The organism is Novosphingobium organovorum, from assembly GCF_022832435.1.
GTDB classification, from domain to species: domain Bacteria; phylum Pseudomonadota; class Alphaproteobacteria; order Sphingomonadales; family Sphingomonadaceae; genus Novosphingobium; species Novosphingobium organovorum.
Map to the genome: position 1 here is coordinate 1 of NZ_JALHLF010000088.1, position 16946 is coordinate 16946.

At 69.1% G+C, this 16946-nt stretch carries 12 protein-coding genes; 7 read left to right on the forward strand and 5 right to left on the reverse strand.

Annotated elements, in window-relative coordinates; all coding sequences use genetic code 11:
• Positions 1-803: PfkB family carbohydrate kinase (locus MTR62_RS16465; RefSeq protein ID WP_244022937.1), on the forward strand; the 803-nt coding region annotated here is incomplete at its 5' end.
• A 21-nt stretch (positions 804-824) separates the two neighbouring features.
• Here MTR62_RS16465 and MTR62_RS16470 read toward each other — a convergent pair.
• The 3 genes from MTR62_RS16470 to MTR62_RS16480 all read right to left on the reverse strand — a co-directional run bounded on the left by MTR62_RS16470 (position 825) and on the right by MTR62_RS16480 (position 4750).
• Entirely contained in the window at positions 825-2201 is a 1377-nt protein-coding gene (locus tag MTR62_RS16470; RefSeq protein WP_244022940.1) for an L-serine ammonia-lyase, read from the reverse strand.
• 109 nt (positions 2202-2310) lie between these two features.
• Positions 2311-3405, reverse strand: coding sequence for a MarR family transcriptional regulator (locus tag MTR62_RS16475; RefSeq protein ID WP_244022943.1), 1095 nt, complete (start codon positions 3403-3405; stop codon positions 2311-2313).
• A complete protein-coding gene (locus MTR62_RS16480) occupies positions 3389-4750 on the reverse strand; it encodes an MFS transporter (protein ID WP_244022945.1) in 1362 nt (453 codons plus the stop codon). The genes MTR62_RS16475 and MTR62_RS16480 overlap by 17 nt, the downstream gene beginning before the upstream one ends.
• 162 nt (positions 4751-4912) lie before the next feature.
• Here MTR62_RS16480 and MTR62_RS16485 point away from each other — a divergent pair, with 162 nt between their 5' ends.
• The 5 genes from MTR62_RS16485 to MTR62_RS16505 all read left to right on the forward strand — a co-directional run bounded on the left by MTR62_RS16485 (position 4913) and on the right by MTR62_RS16505 (position 11703).
• Positions 4913-7927 (forward strand): TonB-dependent receptor domain-containing protein, encoded by a 3015-nt coding sequence (locus MTR62_RS16485; RefSeq protein WP_244022947.1) that lies wholly within the window; start codon positions 4913-4915, stop codon positions 7925-7927.
• A 149-nt stretch (positions 7928-8076) separates the two neighbouring features.
• Positions 8077-8937 (forward strand): alpha/beta hydrolase, encoded by an 861-nt coding sequence (locus MTR62_RS16490; RefSeq protein WP_244022949.1) that lies wholly within the window; start codon positions 8077-8079, stop codon positions 8935-8937.
• Positions 8934-9278, forward strand: coding sequence for a hypothetical protein (locus MTR62_RS16495; protein ID WP_244022951.1), 345 nt, complete (start codon positions 8934-8936; stop codon positions 9276-9278). The genes MTR62_RS16490 and MTR62_RS16495 overlap by 4 nt, the downstream gene beginning before the upstream one ends.
• 2 nt (positions 9279-9280) lie before the next feature.
• Entirely contained in the window at positions 9281-10270 is a 990-nt protein-coding gene (locus tag MTR62_RS16500; protein ID WP_244022953.1) for an alpha/beta hydrolase, read from the forward strand.
• A 50-nt stretch (positions 10271-10320) separates the two neighbouring features.
• Complete coding sequence (locus tag MTR62_RS16505) at positions 10321-11703, forward strand: amidohydrolase (protein ID WP_244022955.1); 1383 nt, start codon at positions 10321-10323, stop codon at positions 11701-11703.
• Positions 11704-11707: 4 nt separating this feature from the next.
• Here the strand turns inward: MTR62_RS16505 and MTR62_RS16510 are convergent, their stop codons facing one another.
• Both MTR62_RS16510 and MTR62_RS16515 read right to left on the reverse strand, forming a co-directional pair.
• Positions 11708-13279 (reverse strand): glucan biosynthesis protein, encoded by a 1572-nt coding sequence (locus tag MTR62_RS16510; RefSeq protein ID WP_244022957.1) that lies wholly within the window; start codon positions 13277-13279, stop codon positions 11708-11710.
• Between the two features lie 342 nt (positions 13280-13621).
• Positions 13622-15730 carry a TonB-dependent hemoglobin/transferrin/lactoferrin family receptor gene (locus MTR62_RS16515; protein WP_244022959.1) on the reverse strand — a complete coding sequence of 703 codons (2109 nt, stop codon included), beginning with the start codon at positions 15728-15730 and terminating at the stop codon, positions 13622-13624.
• 853 nt (positions 15731-16583) lie between these two features.
• Between MTR62_RS16515 and MTR62_RS16520 the strand changes: the two genes are divergently transcribed.
• Positions 16584-16946 (forward strand): energy transducer TonB (locus tag MTR62_RS16520; RefSeq protein ID WP_244022961.1); only part of this gene is annotated, 363 nt, incomplete at its 3' end.

Genomic DNA, 16946 nt, shown 5'->3' on the forward strand with positions numbered 1-16946 from the left:
TGGGCGCCGCCGGGATCGGCACGCGCCACGTCGGGCGCGGGGCGGGGCGCATGGGGCTCTACTTCGTCGAGACCGGGGCGGGCCTGCGCCCTTCGGCGATCACTTACGATCGCGCGGGGAGCCTGTTCGCGACCACAGCGCCCGAGGAGATCGACTTTGCGGGCGCGCTCGACGGCGCGGCCTTGCTGCACATGTCGGGGATCACCCCCGCGCTCGGCCCCGGCGGTGTCGAACTGGCCCGCGCGGCAGTCGCCGCCGCGAACGCGGCCGGAGTACCGATCTGCTTTGACGGCAATTACCGCGCGCTGCTGTGGGACGCCTGGGACAGCGATCCGCGCCGGGTTCTGGGCGAACTGATACAATCCGCCCAGGTGATGATCGGCAACCACCGCGACATCGCGCTGCTGCTCGGCAAGCCGTTCTCGGGCGAAGGCCCCGAGCGCCGGCGCGAGGCCGCTCAGGCCGCGTTCGCGGCGTTTCCCCGCCTCCAGCTCATCGCCTCGACCGCGCGCGAAGTGGTCCACTCAGGCCACCATCGCATCGCCGCGCGGATCGATACCCGCGCGCAGGCACACCAGAGCGAGGCGATCGACGTGACCGGCATCGTCGAGCGGATCGGCACCGGCGATGCTTATGCGGCAGGCGTGCTGCACGCCTGGCTCGGCGCGAAGGATGTGGCCGAAATCGCGCGCACGGGGCTTGCCAGCACCGTGCTCAAGCACACCATTCCCGGCGACATGCCGCGCTTCAGCCAGGCCGATCTCGCCGCCTTCGACCCCGCCGGGGGCGACGTGCGGCGTTAGGTCGGGATCAGCGCAAGCGCATCAGCAGGAGGGCACGGCAACCGCGAGACCACCGAGCGAAGTCTCCTTGTAGTGTTCCTTCATGTCCTGCCCGGTGCGCTTCATGGTGTCGATCACCTGATCGAGGCTGACGTGGTGGACCCCGTCGCCGCCGAGCGCCAGGCGCGCCGCGCTGATCGCCTTGTTCGCCCCCATCGCGTTGCGTTCGATGCAGGGGATCTGGACCAGTCCGGCGATCGGATCGCAGGTCAGTCCGAGGTTGTGCTCCATCCCGATCTCGGCCGCGTTCTCGATCTGCGCGTTGGTCCCGCCCAGCACCGCGCAAAGCCCGGCGGCGGCCATCGAGCAGGCCACCCCGACTTCGCCCTGGCAGCCCACTTCGGCGGCCGAAATGCTGGCGTTGCGCTTGAACAGACCGCCGATCGCGGTCGCCGTCATGAGAAAATCGACACAGCCCTCGGGCGTGCCGTTCTGGAAACGCATGTAGAAACGCAGCACCGCAGGCAGCACGCCCGCCGCCCCGTTGGTGGGCGCGGTCACCACCCGGCCCCCGGCGGCGTTCTGCTCGTTGACCGCAATCGCCCAGGTCGAAACCCAGTCGAGGCTGTCGAGCGGATCGGCCGCCGCGCGCGCCAGCCGTCCGGTCAGCGCATGGTGCAGCCCCGCCGCGCGGCGGCGCACACGCAGGCCTCCCGGCAGTTCACCGGTCTGCGAGATACCCGCATCGATGCAGGTGTCCATGGTGTCACAGATCGCGCGAATGCCCGCCAGCGTTTCGGCGCGCGGGCGCAGCGCATCCTCGTTCGCCAGCGCCACTTCGGCCAGCGTCAGCCCGGCCTCGCGCGCCATCGCGAGCAGTTCGTGCGCGGTGGCGAAGGGATAGGGCATGTCGGCCAGCGGTTGCGCGGGCGCGTTGCGCCCCGCCTCATCCTCGTCGAGCACGAAGCCACCGCCGATCGAATAGTAGATACGCTGCCCGCACGGCGCCCCTTGCGCATCGAACGCGGTCAGCCTCATGGCGTTGCTGTGGAACGGCAGCCGCTCGCGCCCGCGCCACACGATGTCGCGCGTTTCGTCGAAGGCGATCGGGTGATGCCCGCCGAGCACGATCTGCCCGCTCGCCGCGACATCATTGAGGATCTGACGATGGCGCGCGTTGGTGACATCCGCCGGTTCGATCCCGTGCAGCCCCACGATCACCGCGGTATCGGTCGCGTGCCCGACCCCGGTAAGCGCGAGCGAGCCGTAGAGCGTCGCCTCGACACGGTGCACCGTCTCGAGCGCGCCCCGCTCGCCCAGCCACTGGGTGAAGCGGGCCGCCGCGGTCATCGGCCCCATCGTGTGCGAACTCGACGGGCCGACGCCGATCTTGAACAGTTCAAAGACGCTTACCGGCACGCATTTCCCTCTTGGTTGAAACAGCCTTGGGCTTGGGCTTGGGCTTGGGGCGCACACACGGTACGGCCCGCGCGCGCGCCTGCCAATGGGGCCGCGCGCCAAGCCCCGATCATACCGGCGGCAGACCGAGCATGATCCGCGCGCACTGGATGAAAGTGGCGCGCAGTTCGGGGGGCAGCGGTTCAAGCACGCGGCGCTGCACTTCGAGCAGGTCGGGCACCATGCCCTGAAGCATCGCCTCGCCGCTCGGCGTGAGCAGGACGCGGTGCTGACGCCCGTCGTGCGCGTCGCGCTGTTTCTCGATCAGGCCCTGGTCGACCAGCCGCGACAGCATCCCCGACATCGTGTTGCGATCCCAGCCGGTGATCTCGGTCAGCCGCTGCTGGCTTGCGCGCGGGTTGTCGCGGATCGCCCAGAGCACCGCGAACTGCTGGCGCGTGACGCTGAGATGTTCGCCGAGCACATCGTGAAAGATATCGTGCCCGCGCTGGGTGCACAGGCGCAGCAAGTGGCCGGGCGATTGCCAGAAATCGAAATCGGTCGGTTCTTCCCAGCCACCGGCCGGGGCATCGGCCTCGGCATCGCCCGCGGTGCAGAACTGCCAGGCGCGGGTGATTTGCGAGGGGGTGAGCGGTTCGCCCGCCCGCGCGGCGATGTCCACACCCTCGATCCGCGCGGCTTCCTCGACTTCCCAGACCCGCGCCAGCGCTTCCTCCACCGTCGCCCCGGCGAACAGCCAGCCCCGGCTGCCCAGGCTCAGCGCCGTGCCCGTGCCCAGCCGCCGCGCCGCAGCTTCGGGGCTTTGCGCCGCCACCTCGCCGGTGCGCGCCATGATCCGGTCGGGCGCCGCGTGGAGCAGCGCGCCGACCTGCGGGCAAAGCCGGTAGATCGCGCGGTGGTGTTCGGCCATCGGCGGCGCATCGGCGGGCAAGGGCCCCTCAAGCGCGAGACGCTGACAGGGCAGCCCTTCGCCGATCAGGCCGGGGGGCAGATCGGGCGTCATGAGCATCCAGTCGCGCCCGAGGCGCAGACTGATCGCGCCTTCGGCACGGGCCAGCCCGGCCCTGGCCAGCGCCCGGCTGGCCGCGCGCAGGCGCCGGGCGTGAAACTCGCACGAGGCATCCGCCTCCCCGCCAGGCGCGACCAAAGCCCCGGTCAAAACCGCCTTCGCGCCCGAGGCCACCGGTTCATGTTCGTGCCGCATGGCCTTGATCCTTCACGCAATCCTGACGCCAGAAGCGCACCGTCAGGCCAAGGGCCAGCGCCGCGCAGGCGATGATGTAATAGGCTGGCACCAGCCGCGTATCGAACGCTTCGGTGGCCAGCGACAAAGTGAACGGGGCCATCCCCCCGAACAGGAGTACCCCGGTGTTGTAGCTCAGCGCCATGCCGCTGGTGCGCATGCGCGCGGGAAACAGCGAGGCCAGGAGACCCGGCGTCGTGCCCCAGATAAACGCGATCGGCAAGCTGCACACGAGTTGCGCCCACAGCAGCCGCTCCATCGCCGGGCGGGCGAGCACCTGCGCCAGCAGCACCAGCGCCAACAGCGCGAAGACCGCCACCGCCCCGGCGAACAGCCGCCAGGGATCGAGCCGATCGGCCAGCCCGCCGACGAGCGGCGTCAGCCCCAGCAGCACCAGCGCGCACAGGCCCGTGCCCACATGCGCGCTGGCCGGATCGAGCCCGAGCTGGTGCACCACGTAGGCTGGCAGGAAAATGAACCAGACATATTGCGAAGCGGTGCCGATCACCACCACGCCGAGCCCGGCGCACAGGCGCCCGCGCGCCTGGCCAAACAGTTCGGGCAGCGGCGCCACGCCGCCCGCCGCCCCCGGCGCAGGCGGTGCGAACTGCGGCGATTCGCCGAGGCCGTGACGGATGTAGAGCCCCACCGGCCCGATCAGCGCGCCGACCAGGAAAGGAACCCGCCAGCCCCACTGCGCCAGTTGCGCCGCCGACAGGAAATGGCGCAGCGCCAGCACGCTCACGGCGGCGAGCAGCATCGCCAGCGCCTGCGCGCACATCTGGAAACTGCCGTAGCGCATGCGCCGTTCGGGCGGGCTCCACTCGGTCAGCATGGCGCTTGCCGTGGCGAACTCCCCGCCAACCGAAAGCCCCTGCAGCACGCGCGCGAACAGCACCAGCAGCGGCGCGGCAAGGCCGATCCGATCGTACCCCGGCGTGATCGCGACCAGCAGCATCCCCGCCGCCATCATCGCGATCATCGCCAGCAGCGCCGGCTTGCGGCCGTGCCGGTCGGCGTAGATCGCCAGCAACAGTCCCCCGAACGGGCGGGCCACGAACGAGACGGAAAACCCCGCGCAGGCCATCAGCCAGGCCAGGCGCGGATCGCTGGCCGGAAAGAACGCCGCCGCGATCGCCTCGGTCAAAAAGCCGTAGACCAGAAAATCGTACCACTCGAACCCGTTGCCGACGACCGAGGCCAGGACCACGCGCCGCCGCGCCGGTCCCAACCCCCGATCCTGCGGCTCCTGCGCCATTTCGCCCACGCGCCCTCCTGCCGTTCCAGGCACCGTGCGCTGGCGCATGGGCCAGCGCGACAACCGGTGAATGACACCCTCGGGAATAGTCGTGCGCTCCAGTCGGACAGGCAAGGTCAAAATTATTATTGACGTATACGTACTATTTCGATCACAGTCTATGCACAAGGGAGCGGATGCCGGGGCAAACCAGCATCAGGGGGTTACAACATGAGGTTTCAACGTATCGCGCGGTTCGCGGCCGGTATCTCGGTCGCGGCCTGCTCCATCTCGCTCGCCCACGCCCAGTCCATGCCCGCCACGCCCGACCAGGCCCCGTCCGGAGAGGCCGCACCCGGCGAGGCCAATGAGCCGGGCGTGGAAATCATCGTCACCGGCACCAACATCCGCGGCACCAAGGTGGTGGGCAATTCGGTGCTGCGCGTCACGTCCCAGGACATGCTCGACAGCGGCCGCAGCACGGTGGCCGATTTCCTGCGCGAACTGCCCTCCAACTTCGCCGGCGGCGTGGGCATGAGCGACAACGCGCAAGGCGGGCAGGACGCCAGTTCGGCGGGATCGAACCTGACCGGCGGCCAGGGCGTCAACTTGCGCGGGCTCGGCGCGCTCTCGACCCTCGTGCTGGTCAACGGGCGGCGCGTCGCGGCCTCGGGCCAGTACGGTGATTTCGTCGACATCTCGACCATCCCCTCGACCGCGATCGAGCGGATCGAAGTGCTCCAGGACGGCGCCTCGGCGGTCTATGGTTCGGACGCGGTGGGCGGCGTGGTCAACCTCATCCTCAAGGATCACGACGACGGGCTGCACACCACCCTGCGGCTGGGCACCACCACCCAGGGCGGCGGCAGCGAGGCCCTGCTCGGCGGCAGCTACGGCACTTCGTGGTCGGGCGGGCATCTTTTCGCGGCCTATGAATACTACCACCGCGACCGCGTGCGCGCCGACCAGCGCGCCATCTACAACGGCGGTGACTTCTCCGATCGCGGCGGCATCAACTGGCCGCAGTACACCGCGCGGGCCGGAACCGCAGCGAACATCTTCAGCGGCACTGCAGCGGCCAACGGCACGGTGATCGCAACCGTCCCCCAGGGCAGCAACGACGCCCTGAGCGCCTCCGACCTCACCACGGTCAGCGATGGGGTGGGCAACACCTACAACCCCTGGGCCAATGTCGACGTGCTGCCGCGTGTGCGGCGCCACAGTTTCTACCTCGCCGCAGAGCAGGAGCTGAGCGACGCGCTCACCCTGTCGGGCGACCTGCGCTACACCTGGCGCAAGACCGACTACAACAGCGGCTACGCGGTCTATTACGGCACCGTTCCTTCGACCAGTCCCTACTATATCGATGGTTCATCGAACAATTTCGGCGTGGTGATCGACGATGAGGGGCTGGTGCGCAAGGCCAGGGTGGACAGCTTCGCGGCCCACCTCGCGCTCGACGCCGAGCTGGGGAGCGGCTGGCACGCGCGCTTCGACGGGTCGTACAGTCGCGAGGTCCAGAGCCGCTACGCGACGATGCTGCGCAACACCAACATCATGGAGCACACCGCGAGCGGGGCCTATGCGCCCAATTCGATCACGTGCGCGCTTTCGGGCCTCAATTCCTCGAACATCGGCGCGCTGTCTTCGCCAAGCGAGGCGCAGAGCTATTGCGCCGGGCTCGATTACGAGACCTGGAACCCCTATTCGACCGAGGCGCTCTCGCAGGCCGTGCTCGACGAGCTGATCGGCTACGAGGACCTGCGCTACGTCTCGCAGCTCGTGCAATTTACCGCCAAGGCCGACGGCACGCTGTTCCCCCTGCCCGCGGGCGACGTGAAGGTGGCGATCGGCGCGGATTACCGGCGCGAGCAGATCGGCGGCGCGCTGTCGTTCAACTACCGCTCGACCGACGACGAATATATCCAATACGGCACCACCCGGCGCCAGGTCGGCGCGCTCTTTGGCGAACTGTCGGTGCCGCTGATCGCGCCCGACATGAATGTGCCCGGCGTGCGCTCGCTCGACCTGTCGAGCGCGGTGCGCTACGAACACGGCACCGGGCTCGGTGCGTTTGACACGGTGAACCCCAAGTTCGGGCTCGACTATGTCCCGTTCGACGGGCTGCGCGTCCACGGCAGTTTCGGCACCTCGTTCCACGCGCCGCCGATGCGCTACATGTACGATGGCGTCCAGCCCACCACCGGAGGCAACGGCGCGTTCCTGCGCACCAACCTCTACACCGCGCCGTGCGACACCGATCTCGTCGCGCTCAACGGGGTGAGCGGAACGCCGGGCGGGTCGGGCAACTGCACGTTCACCGCGATCGTCGTCTCGGGCGGCGCGGGCGATTCGCTCAAACCCGAACGCGCCACGACCTGGACGCTGGGCGCCGATCTCGAACCGCCGATGATCCCCGGCCTCAAACTGAGCGCGAGCTACTTCAACATCCGCATCAAGGATCGCATCACGCGCATCCAGTCGGGCACGCTGGGCAGCATCCTGGCCAGCTACTTCGCAACCGGTTCCTCGCCCTACTCGGCCGCGCTCGACTTCGATCCCGACGAGGCCACGGTCGAAGCGCTGTTCGACGACCCGCGCTATCTCGGCCAGCTCGATTCCGGCCCCACCCAGTCCGCCTCGGACGTCGCCGCGATCATCTACGCCACGCAGGTCAACCTGGCCGAGCTGCGCATGGACGGGTTCGATGTATCGGCCAGCTACCGGCTCGAGACGGCGGGCGCAGGCACCTTCGACGCCTTTTTCTCCGGCACGCGCCTGCTCAGCTACAAGATCCAGGCCGCGCCGGGATCGGGCTTCATCGACCAGCTGGGCAAGTATTCCTCGACCGGCAACCCGGTGAAATTCCGCAGCAAGCAGGGTCTTGGCTGGCGCTACGGCCCGTGGAGCGTGCGCGGCACGGTCAACTTCACCTCGAGCTACGAATGCGAATCGGGCTGCTACGTACCCGATGCATCGACCGGCGCGCCGGTCCTCGCGACATCCCCGGTGCCGATCGGTTCGTGGACCACGCTCGACCTCAACATCGGCCTCAAGCTCGGCGGGATCGCCAGGGCCCTTGCCGATTCCTCGCTCGCCTTCTCGGTCGTCAACCTGTTCGACGCCGACCCGCCGTTCATCGATTCGGGCACCGCGGTCAACGACACCATGGCCGATCCCTACGATGCCGCGAACGCCACCGCGATCGGGCGCACCGTCTCGCTCACCTTCCACAAGGACTTCTGATGCGCTTTTTCCGCGCGCGCCGATGCGCCCCGACACTGCTGGCCGCCACCCTGTTGGCCACCGCCCCCGCATGGGCGTCCCCGCCGTCTCCCGCCAGCGCGCAGCGGGCCGCGGGTCCGGTCGCCGTGCCCGGCTCGCAGCAATGGGCGATGACCTCGCCCGATGGCTTGCGCCATTACCGGATCATGATGGCCGTGCCGCCCGGCCCGCCCCCGCCCGGAGGCTTCCCGGTGGTCTATGTGCTCGATGGCAACGCCTTCTTCGGCACCATGGTCGACGCAGTGCGGCTCGAGGCGTTCATGGCGCATTACAGCCCGGCGGTGGTGGTGGGCCTGGGCTACGACACACCAAGCCCGATCGCGATCGCCGAGCGCAATTACGACTATACCCCGCCGACCGGCCCGGCCCCCGAATTCGATGAACGCAACCCCGAACGCCGGGCAGGCGGTGCCGAGGAATTCACCCGCTTCCTGACCGGGGCGATCATGCCCGAAGTCGCCCGGCGCGCAGCGGTCGATCCGACGCGCCGCGTGCTGTTCGGCCATTCCTACGGCGGGCTCTACGCCGCCTATGCCTATCTGCAACACCCCGGCCTGTTTCGCGCGGTGATCGCCGCCAGCCCTTCGCTGTGGTACCACCATTTCCACGTACTGGAGACGCTCGCCGGCCCCGGCCAGCATCCCGCCCCCACCGGACGCCTGCTCGTCACCGTGGGCGAGAACGAGCAGAAACCCTCGCCCGAGGAAATCGCCGCGCTTGGCCCCAGGCGCGTCGCGATGCTCGAGGCGCTGCGCCAGGTCGACAGCGCGCGGCGCTTTACCCAGACCCTGCGCGCGCAAGGCGCGGACGCCACGTTCACGCTGTTTGCCGACGAGACCCACCCCTCGGTGGTGCCCGCCGCGATCAGCCGCGCGGTGCGCTTCGCCCTCGCGCCCGCCGAGACGCACCCCGAAGGCGTGCACCGCCCCGGTCCTCCCCCCGCCAACCCATCCCAGGAGACCAACCGATGATCCTCACCCTCGTCCTTGCGGCTGCGGCGGCCAGTGCCGCCCCCGCCGCAACCGGCCATGAACCCGCCGCGCGCGCGCCCACGCTCGAAATCGACCAGACCCCGCGCCCGATGGCGGTTCCCGGCGTGCCCGGCCCATACGAATACCTCGCAATGAGCGCGCAGGAGCGCTACGCGCTGCGCCTTCGCGTGCGGGTCCTGCCCGACGACATCCGCAAGCCGTGGCTGCGCCAGCTCCAGATCAACGTCGATTCGCTGCCCGGCCGCGTTGCGCTGCGCCTGCACGACGAGCGCAACGCGATGGACGTCGAAAATGGCACGCTACCGGTGAAGGCACCGTGAGCGTGAGCGTGAGCGTGAGCGTGCGCGTGCGCCGCCTCGCGCTTGCCTCGCTTGGCGTCCTGACACTCGGGGCCGCGCCCGTCGCAGTCGCAGCCGCCCCCGTATCCAGCGCGGCGACACCGCAAAAACCCCCGCGCATCGAAACCTTCGATCGCACCGGGCCGCAAGGGCGCGTGTACCGCATCTCGATCGCGCATCCCGATGCGCCGCCACCGCCAAGCGGTTATCCGGTGGTCTATGTGCTCGACGGCAACGCGCTCTTCGCCACCGCCGCCGACAGCGCCCGGCTGCAAGCCTTCCGCCCAAACTGGACCGGGATGGAAGCCGCGGTGGTCGTGGGCATCGGCTACCCGACACCGGCGCTGTTCGACGTTCCCGCGCGCTACTACGACCTTACCACCCCACTGCCCGGCGGCGGCGCATCGCTGACCGGTGGGCCGCGCATGAAAGCGGGCGGCGCGGACGATTTCCTCGCCTTCCTCGAAAGCACGGTCAAGCCGCTGGTCGCCGCGCACGCTTCGCTCGACCGATCGCGCCAGACGCTGCTGGGCCATTCGCTCGGCGGGCTTTGCGTGCTCCACGCGCTGTTCAGCGAACCCGGGGCGTTCTCCAGCTACGTCGCGATCAGCCCTTCGGCGTGGTGGGGCGGTGGCAGCCTGATGGCGGAAGCGCGCGCCTTTCGCGCGCGGCGGATGCAAGCCGCCGATGGCCCGGCCCCGCGCGTGCTGCTGACCGTGGGCGAATACGAACAGACCATGAGCCCCGCCGCGCGCGCCGCCTCGGGCGCGGCCGAGCAGGAGGCCGCGCTGGCCAGGGCGGGCATGGTCGATGCGGTCCACGCGATGGCCCGCCTGCTGGAGGAAACTCCGCATCTCACCACCCGCTACCGCCTGCTCGACGGCGAGGATCACGGCTCGGGCGTGCCCCGCGCGATCAGCCTGGGGCTGCGCTTCGCGTTGCTGCCCGACGGCCAGTTCGACCCGGCCCCCTAGAGCATTTTCCTGCCCCGCCTCTCTCGATCAGGACCACGAAGACGTACCCCATGCTGCCATCCTCGCTCCCCTCCCGCCTGCGCGCGTTGGCGCTCGGCGCCGCCGCGCTCATCGTCCCGCTCGCCGCCCCGGCCTCGGCCAAGCCGATCCCCGGCGTCCCTGCCGACCTCGAACGCGCGGTCGATAGCGCGGTCAGCGCGGTCACGCCCGATGTCATCGCCTGGCGGCGCGACATCCACGCCCACCCGGGACTGGGCAACCACGAGACCCGCACCGCCGCGCTCGTCGCCCGGCAGCTGCGCGCGCTCGGCTTCGACGACGTGCGCACGGGGATCGCGCATACCGGCGTCGTCGGGATCTTGCGCGGCGCGCGGCCCGGCCCGGTGGTCGCGCTGCGCGCCGAACTTGACGCGCTGCCGATCAAGGAGGCCACCGGACTGCCCTTCGCCTCGCACGTCGTGGTCGATGTCGATGGCAAGCCGACCCCGGTGATGCACGCCTGCGGCCACGATGCGCACACCGCGATCCTGCTCGGCGCGGCACGTGTCCTGGCGGGCCTGCGCGACCGGATCGCGGGCACGGTCATGGTCGTGTTCCAGCCCGCCGAGGAAGGCGTGACCGGCGAGACCTACGGCGCCGCGCTGATGGTGCAGGAAGGCGTGTTCGACACGCTGCGCCCCGATGCGATCATGGCGCTCCACGTCGAACCCGGCCCGGTCGGCCGGATCATGGTGCGGCCGGGGCCCTTCCTGTCCAGTTCCTCCGCGATCCACATCCGCCTCAAGGGGCGCCAGACCCACGCTGGCCGCCCCTGGGAAGGCACCGACCTGGTCAATCTCTCGGCCGACGTGGTCAAGGCGCTGACGACGATCTCGGCGCGGCGCGTCGATGTTTTCCAGTTTCCCAACGTCGTCTCGATCGGCGCGCTCCAGGCGGGTAACCGCAACAACGTGCTGCCCGGCAGCGCCTCGCTCGACGGGACCATCCGCACCTTCAGCCTGGCGCGGCGCGACGCGCTCAAGACGATGATCCGCCAGTCGGTCGAAGGGCTGACCGCGACCTACGATGCACAGGCCGACGTTTCCTTCGAGGATCAGGCGCTCGTCACCAGCAGCGAGCCCGCGCTGCTCGCCCGCATGCGCCCCGCGCTTGATGCCGCCGCCGGGCCCGCGGGCGTCGATGCGAACGCCCTGCTGCGCGGCGCGGCGGAGGACTTTTCCGCCTTCGAAACCCAGGTTCCGGGCCTCTACTACATCCTGGGATCGACCCCGAACTACACCGCGATGGACGCGGCCCCCTCCAACCATTCGGACAAGTTCGACATCGACGAGGCGGTGCTGCCGATCGGCGTGAAGGCGCAAGTGCTCACCGCGCTCAGTTTCCTGGGGCAGGGCGCTGCGTCGCTCGAAACAAGGCCCGTCGAGACGAAATAGGGTTTCAAGGGCGCAGCATGGCGATGACCGTTTCGCTCAGCGCGGCCGCCCCCTGACGCAGGAAGAGGCGCATTTCCGGGCGCGGCGCGGCGGCCGTGTGCACGTCGATCATGACCCGCCAGGTCTGCGGCGCGCCGTTCGCGTCCCCCGGCGGGCGGGCCAGCGGATAGACCGAAAGCGCGGCGATGGCCTCTTGCGGCACATCGGTCACCGCCTCGATCCCCGCCGCGCGCGTCTTGCCCGCGAGCACGGGTCCGGCAAAGTCGAACACGTACTTGCGCGCCGCCGTCTCGACCGGCGCGCCGGGCTTGCCGCCCACGCCCTCGAACCGGTCAACGCAGCGCGCCTGATCGCTGGCCTCGGGCTCGGCGCTGGTCCAGCGCAGGCGGTACGCCAGATCGCGCCGCTGTCCCGCGCGGGCCGGTTCGTCTCCCACCCAGAAGGCGACGATGTTGTCCTGCGTCTCGCTTTGCGTGGGCATTTCGTAAAGCAGCACGCGGCCCGCGCCCCAGTCCTGTCCCGGCTCGACCCAGAGCGAGGGACGGCGTTCGTAGAACGCGCCATCGTCCTGGTAATGGCTGAAAGCGCGGTCGCGCTGGAGCAGGCCGAAGCCCTTGACCCCGTCGGCGCGAAAGCTGGTAACCCGCGCGTGGGGCGCGTTCTCGAGCGGGCGCCAGATCCGCTCGCCATTGCCCGCGTGGATCGCCAGGCCGTCCGAATCGTGGATCTCGGGCCGCCAGTCGCGCCCGGGCTCGGCCGGCCCGGCCCCTTGCTGCCCGCGCTGATCGTACCAGAACATACTGGTCAGCGGCGCCACGCCCAGCCGTGCGATGTCGCGGCGCACGAACAGGCTGAGCCGCACGTCCTGCGCCACCCCGTCCGGCCCGTCGCCGCAGTCGAACGAACAGGCCCCGGTCACGCTCGGCCCGTCGAGCAGCGCGAAAATGCGCACCCGATCACGGCCCGTCTCCTCGATCCAGAATTCGGTGAAGGCGGGAAATTCCTCCGCCTGCGCAAGGCCGGTGTCGACCGCGACGGCCCTTGCCGAAAGCCCGTACTGGTTCTGCGATCCCGCCGCGCGAAAGTAGGAGGCACCAAGGAAGGCCAGCCAGTCGCCCTTTTCCTGCGCATGAAGCACCCGAAAGCCCGCCGCCGCGCTGTGTCCGCCGTGCGCGAACATGCCCATGGTATCGATCAGCCGCCGCGCCGATCCGCCCTCCAGCAGGTGCAACCCGACCGGGTGCGGGGCGATCGCCCGCGCGACCGGAAACAGGCGGATGCGCTGCCCCAGCGGCTCGGCCTGGCCATAGGCAAGCGCACCAAAGGCATCGAAGTCGTCCGCCATCGCGGTCGGCTCGGCCGGTGCCACGTAGGGCCGCGCGGCAAGGTCCTGCGCGCGCGCGACAAGGCTGTCCCAGTCGAACGGCTCGGGTGCGCCCAGCCGCTCGGAGCGCGCCAGAAGCGCGTGCGAAAACCCGGTCAGGCCCAGCCCGCCCAGCGCCAGTCCGCCCAATCCGGAAATCGCCAGCCTCGCCATCGCCTGCCGCCGGGATGCGGCGTGCCCTGCCTGCTCCATCTGCCTTGCGCCTCTCTCGATGTCCTCTCGCCCTTAGGGCTAGAGACGCTTGGGCAAGGCGATGGGTTCCGGCCGGCCACGCCGCTGCGGCGCAGGCGCCCTCGAAATCGGGCGGCTAGAGCGGTTTTCGATCAGATTGCATCAGATCTACCGCTCTAGACTTTTGTTTTGACGCATTTTCTGAATCGTCAGGTAATTCCACCTGACTGGAAAATGCTCTAGAAGTTGACCAGCGCGCTCAGCTTGAACGAACGGCCCGGCTGCGAATAGTAAGCCTTGGCCAGCGAGCCGCTGTCGGGCAGGTCGAGCGCGGAATANAATTCCACCTGACTGGAAAATGCTCTAGAAGTTGACCAGCGCGCTCAGCTTGAACGAACGGCCCGGCTGCGAATAGTAAGCCTTGGCCAGCGAGCCGCTGTCGGGCAGGTCGAGCGCGGAATACCAGGTGTCGTCGAGCAGGTTGTAGAGCCCGGCACCCAGTCGTAGCCCTTGCGCGAAGGACGGGCGCCACCAGGCAGTGAGATCGACCACCGCATAGCCCGGCGCCTTGTTGAGATCGGACGAGGTATCCTCCACCTTGTCGCGCTTCGCCGCCAGTGTTGCGGAAAGATCGGCGCCGAAGTGCGCGCCCGCATAGCCCGCGCCGACCACGCCCTTGAACGGGGGGATCGAGTTGAGATGCACGGCCTCGTCGGTGTCCTTACCGTTGGCGTAGGCGAGCGAGCCCCACACCCGCACGGCCTTCGCCACCATCCAGTGCGCCTCGGCCTCGAAACCATAAATGCGCACATGCGCGCGGTTGGTGTATTCGAACACACCGTAGGGGTAGGAGCCCTCCAGCCCTGCGGCCGTCGCGGTGGTGGTCACCGTGTCGATGAAGTTGCGGTAGCGGTTGTAATAGCCGCTCAGCTTGGCGCCCTTGCGACTGTCGCCATAGGTCACGCCGCCTTCCCAGCCCGTGCTGGTTTCCGGTTTGAGATCCGGATTGCCGAGCGAGACGTAGCTGCTCGGGCTACCGTAGGCGAGGTAGAGTTCAGTTGCCGAGGGTGCGCGGAAGGCCTGCGAATATTGCCCGTAGAGCGTGACGCCCGGCAGCACGCGCGCTTCGACGAGCACCTTGGGCGACCAGTGCGAGGCGCGGGTTGAGGCCGGCAGCCCCTCGTAGGCGGCGTTGGCTTCGTAGGAGGCGGTGTCCTGCGGCTTGCGTTCGAACCAGTCGAACCGCACGCCGGGAGTGACACGCAGCCATCCGCCCGCGCCCAGGGTCACACGGTCCTGAACCGCCAGACCAAGATCGGTGCCGTGAACATCGGGCATGTCGGACTGGTTTACGTGAAGGAACGCGCACGAATAGATCGCCGCGGTGCAGTTGTCCTCACCCGCCGCGTACTGGCTGGTGCGCGAGGCGTAGAGATCGCCCACCAGCGTCAACTCATGCCCCAGAGGGCCGGTCTGGCCGCCGAGCGTAAGCGAGCCACGCGCCCCGAAGGTGTCCATACGCAAGGTGGAATCGCGATCGTATTCGCCGACCGGCGCGGTCAGGCGCTGGGCGCGCGTGTACGTCTCCAGTTCGTTGCGCTGCCAGTAACCGAGCAGGTGGCCTTCGCGCACCAGCCCATCCGCATCCCCCTGATAGTCCCAGGTGCCCGAAATCCGCCGGCGGCGCGTCTCTTCCTGCGTGCGATAGCGCGAATAGGTCGAGCTGATCGAGGTCAGCGTGTTTTCGTCGTAATCGCGGTTGAACAGTTCGCCCGTCAGCCCGAGGCGATGACCGCCGGGCAGGTACTGGTGCACTTTGACGAGCAGGTTCTCCTGATCGTAAGCGGCCGGGTTCTTGCGCGTGCGGGTCGAACCGCTGCCGCCGGTCGAACCCTTGTTCTCGGTCTCCTGCCCGTTGCGATAGCCGCCCTGGACGAGGAGCAGCGTATCGCCCTGGCGCACCGCCACCGCCTGGTTGAGATAGACACTGTCGCTGACGCTGTCGTACGTCACCTTGGACAGCCCGCCTTGCGTCTTGCCCGTCCCAAGCAGGCTTTCGGGATCGAGCGTGCGCAAGGCCAGCACCCCGCCCAGCGCACCGGTGCCAAAGAAGCTGGAATCGCTGTTCTTGACCACGTCGATGGCCGACAGCGAATTGAAATCGAACGCAAAGGCCCCGCCCTGCACGCCGCGCGCGCCATCGCTGAGCCAGAACGTGCGGATGCCGTCGATGGTGGTGAGGACACGGTCGGCGTCAAGCCCGCGAATATTGATTGAGGCGTTGTCGGCGTTGATCGTCACCCCGGCGTCGATACGCCGGGTGTATTCGGCAAGACTGTCGGTCTGGAGCCGCTCGAACGTCGCGCGGGTGGTCGTCGTGGTCAGCACGCGGGGCTTGCCCTGTGCGGAACGATCGGTGTCGGCCTGCTCGTCATCGACCACGGGCAGCGGGGCATCTTCGCGGACCTGCAAGGCATCGAGGCGTAGATCCGATGACCTTTGGGCATCGGACGAATTTTGGGCTTCCCCCGCATCCCCCTGCCGCGCCTGAGCCGGGAGCGAAGCGGTTGCGGCCGCAATCAGCGCGCCGGTCGCGAGCGTGAAACGGACCCGGCGACGGGCAGGCAACGCCTTTCGGCCAGCCACCAGGCAAGGGACGACCCTGTTTTCGGAATTCATATGCTAGTGCCTCGCATTCGCATTAAAAGAAAGGAAGGACCCCACTCGCGCCCCGCGGGATCGGCCCGTCGGATAGGCCTGCCGCGCCCCAGCGTCAAGTTATTGCAATTGATTCTTATTTGCGATTATGGCATTATCCGCTTCGAACCGCCATGACGCCGCCCGCCCCCAACCCCGCGGGCGGGTCGCAATTCAGGGACCCTTGCGCGTGACTTCCAGCCCTGCCCTCTGGCTCCCGGACCGACCGGCCCAGCCGCCCCGCAGCGGCGCGAGGGCCGAACCCGCACGGCTGATCACGCCCCCCACGCCGGGCCACAGGCACCCACACCCTACCGTGCACCGCGACGAACACAGCCGCTACGGCACCTCAACGCGCTCACGCCTCGCCGGGCTAGCGCTGACCACCGTGCCGCTGTGCCTGGTCGCAGCAACGCTCGCGGTCCTGACCAGCCGCCCGCCCGATGCCAAGGTCGTGGCCAAGCCCCGACTCACGGTGATCGACCTGGCCCCGGTGGCGCCAAACCCGCTATCGGCCAGGACATCCCCGCCGCCTGAGCCGCCCTCACCCCGCGTCCGCTCCGTCCGCCAACCGCCAACCACCACACCGCGGGCCATAGCCGTTGCGATCCGTCCCCAAGGTCCCGTCATGGTATCGGCCCCGGTCTCCGGACTGGCCCCCGTCTCCGGACTGGCCTCCGCCGTGGCGCTCGCCACGCCGCTCGCTACCGGCGCCGCCCCCTCGCCAGCCGAGCGGCCATCAACCGCGACGAGCACCGCCCAACCCGCCGCAACCACGCGTGACAGCCGCCCCGATCCACGCTGGCTTGCCCGGCTCATGCGCCACCTCCACCGCTTCCGCCGCTACCCGCGCGAGGCGCTGGCCGACCACGCGCAAGGCCAGACACTCGTGCGCTTCCACATCGATTCCACCGGAGCCCTGCTCGACGCGCACGTGATCGAAACCTCGGGCAGTGCCGCGCTCGACCGCGCGGCGCTCGCCACGCTCGCG

What these genes read in the sequence shown, in the direction of transcription:
- MTR62_RS16485 (WP_244022947.1), top strand. Translation starts at nt 4,913, where the DNA reads ATGAGGTTTCAACGTATCGCGCGGTTCGCGGCCGGTATCTCGGTCGCG.
- MTR62_RS16510 (WP_244022957.1), bottom strand. Translation starts at nt 13,279, where the DNA reads ATGGAGCAGGCAGGGCACGCCGCATCCCGGCGGCAGGCGATGGCGAGG.
- MTR62_RS16495 (WP_244022951.1), top strand. Translation starts at nt 8,934, where the DNA reads ATGATCCTCACCCTCGTCCTTGCGGCTGCGGCGGCCAGTGCCGCCCCC.
- MTR62_RS16505 (WP_244022955.1), top strand. Translation starts at nt 10,321, where the DNA reads ATGCTGCCATCCTCGCTCCCCTCCCGCCTGCGCGCGTTGGCGCTCGGC.
- MTR62_RS16475 (WP_244022943.1), bottom strand. Translation starts at nt 3,405, where the DNA reads ATGCGGCACGAACATGAACCGGTGGCCTCGGGCGCGAAGGCGGTTTTG.
- MTR62_RS16490 (WP_244022949.1), top strand. Translation starts at nt 8,077, where the DNA reads ATGACCTCGCCCGATGGCTTGCGCCATTACCGGATCATGATGGCCGTG.
- MTR62_RS16480 (WP_244022945.1), bottom strand. Translation starts at nt 4,750, where the DNA reads ATGCGCCAGCGCACGGTGCCTGGAACGGCAGGAGGGCGCGTGGGCGAA.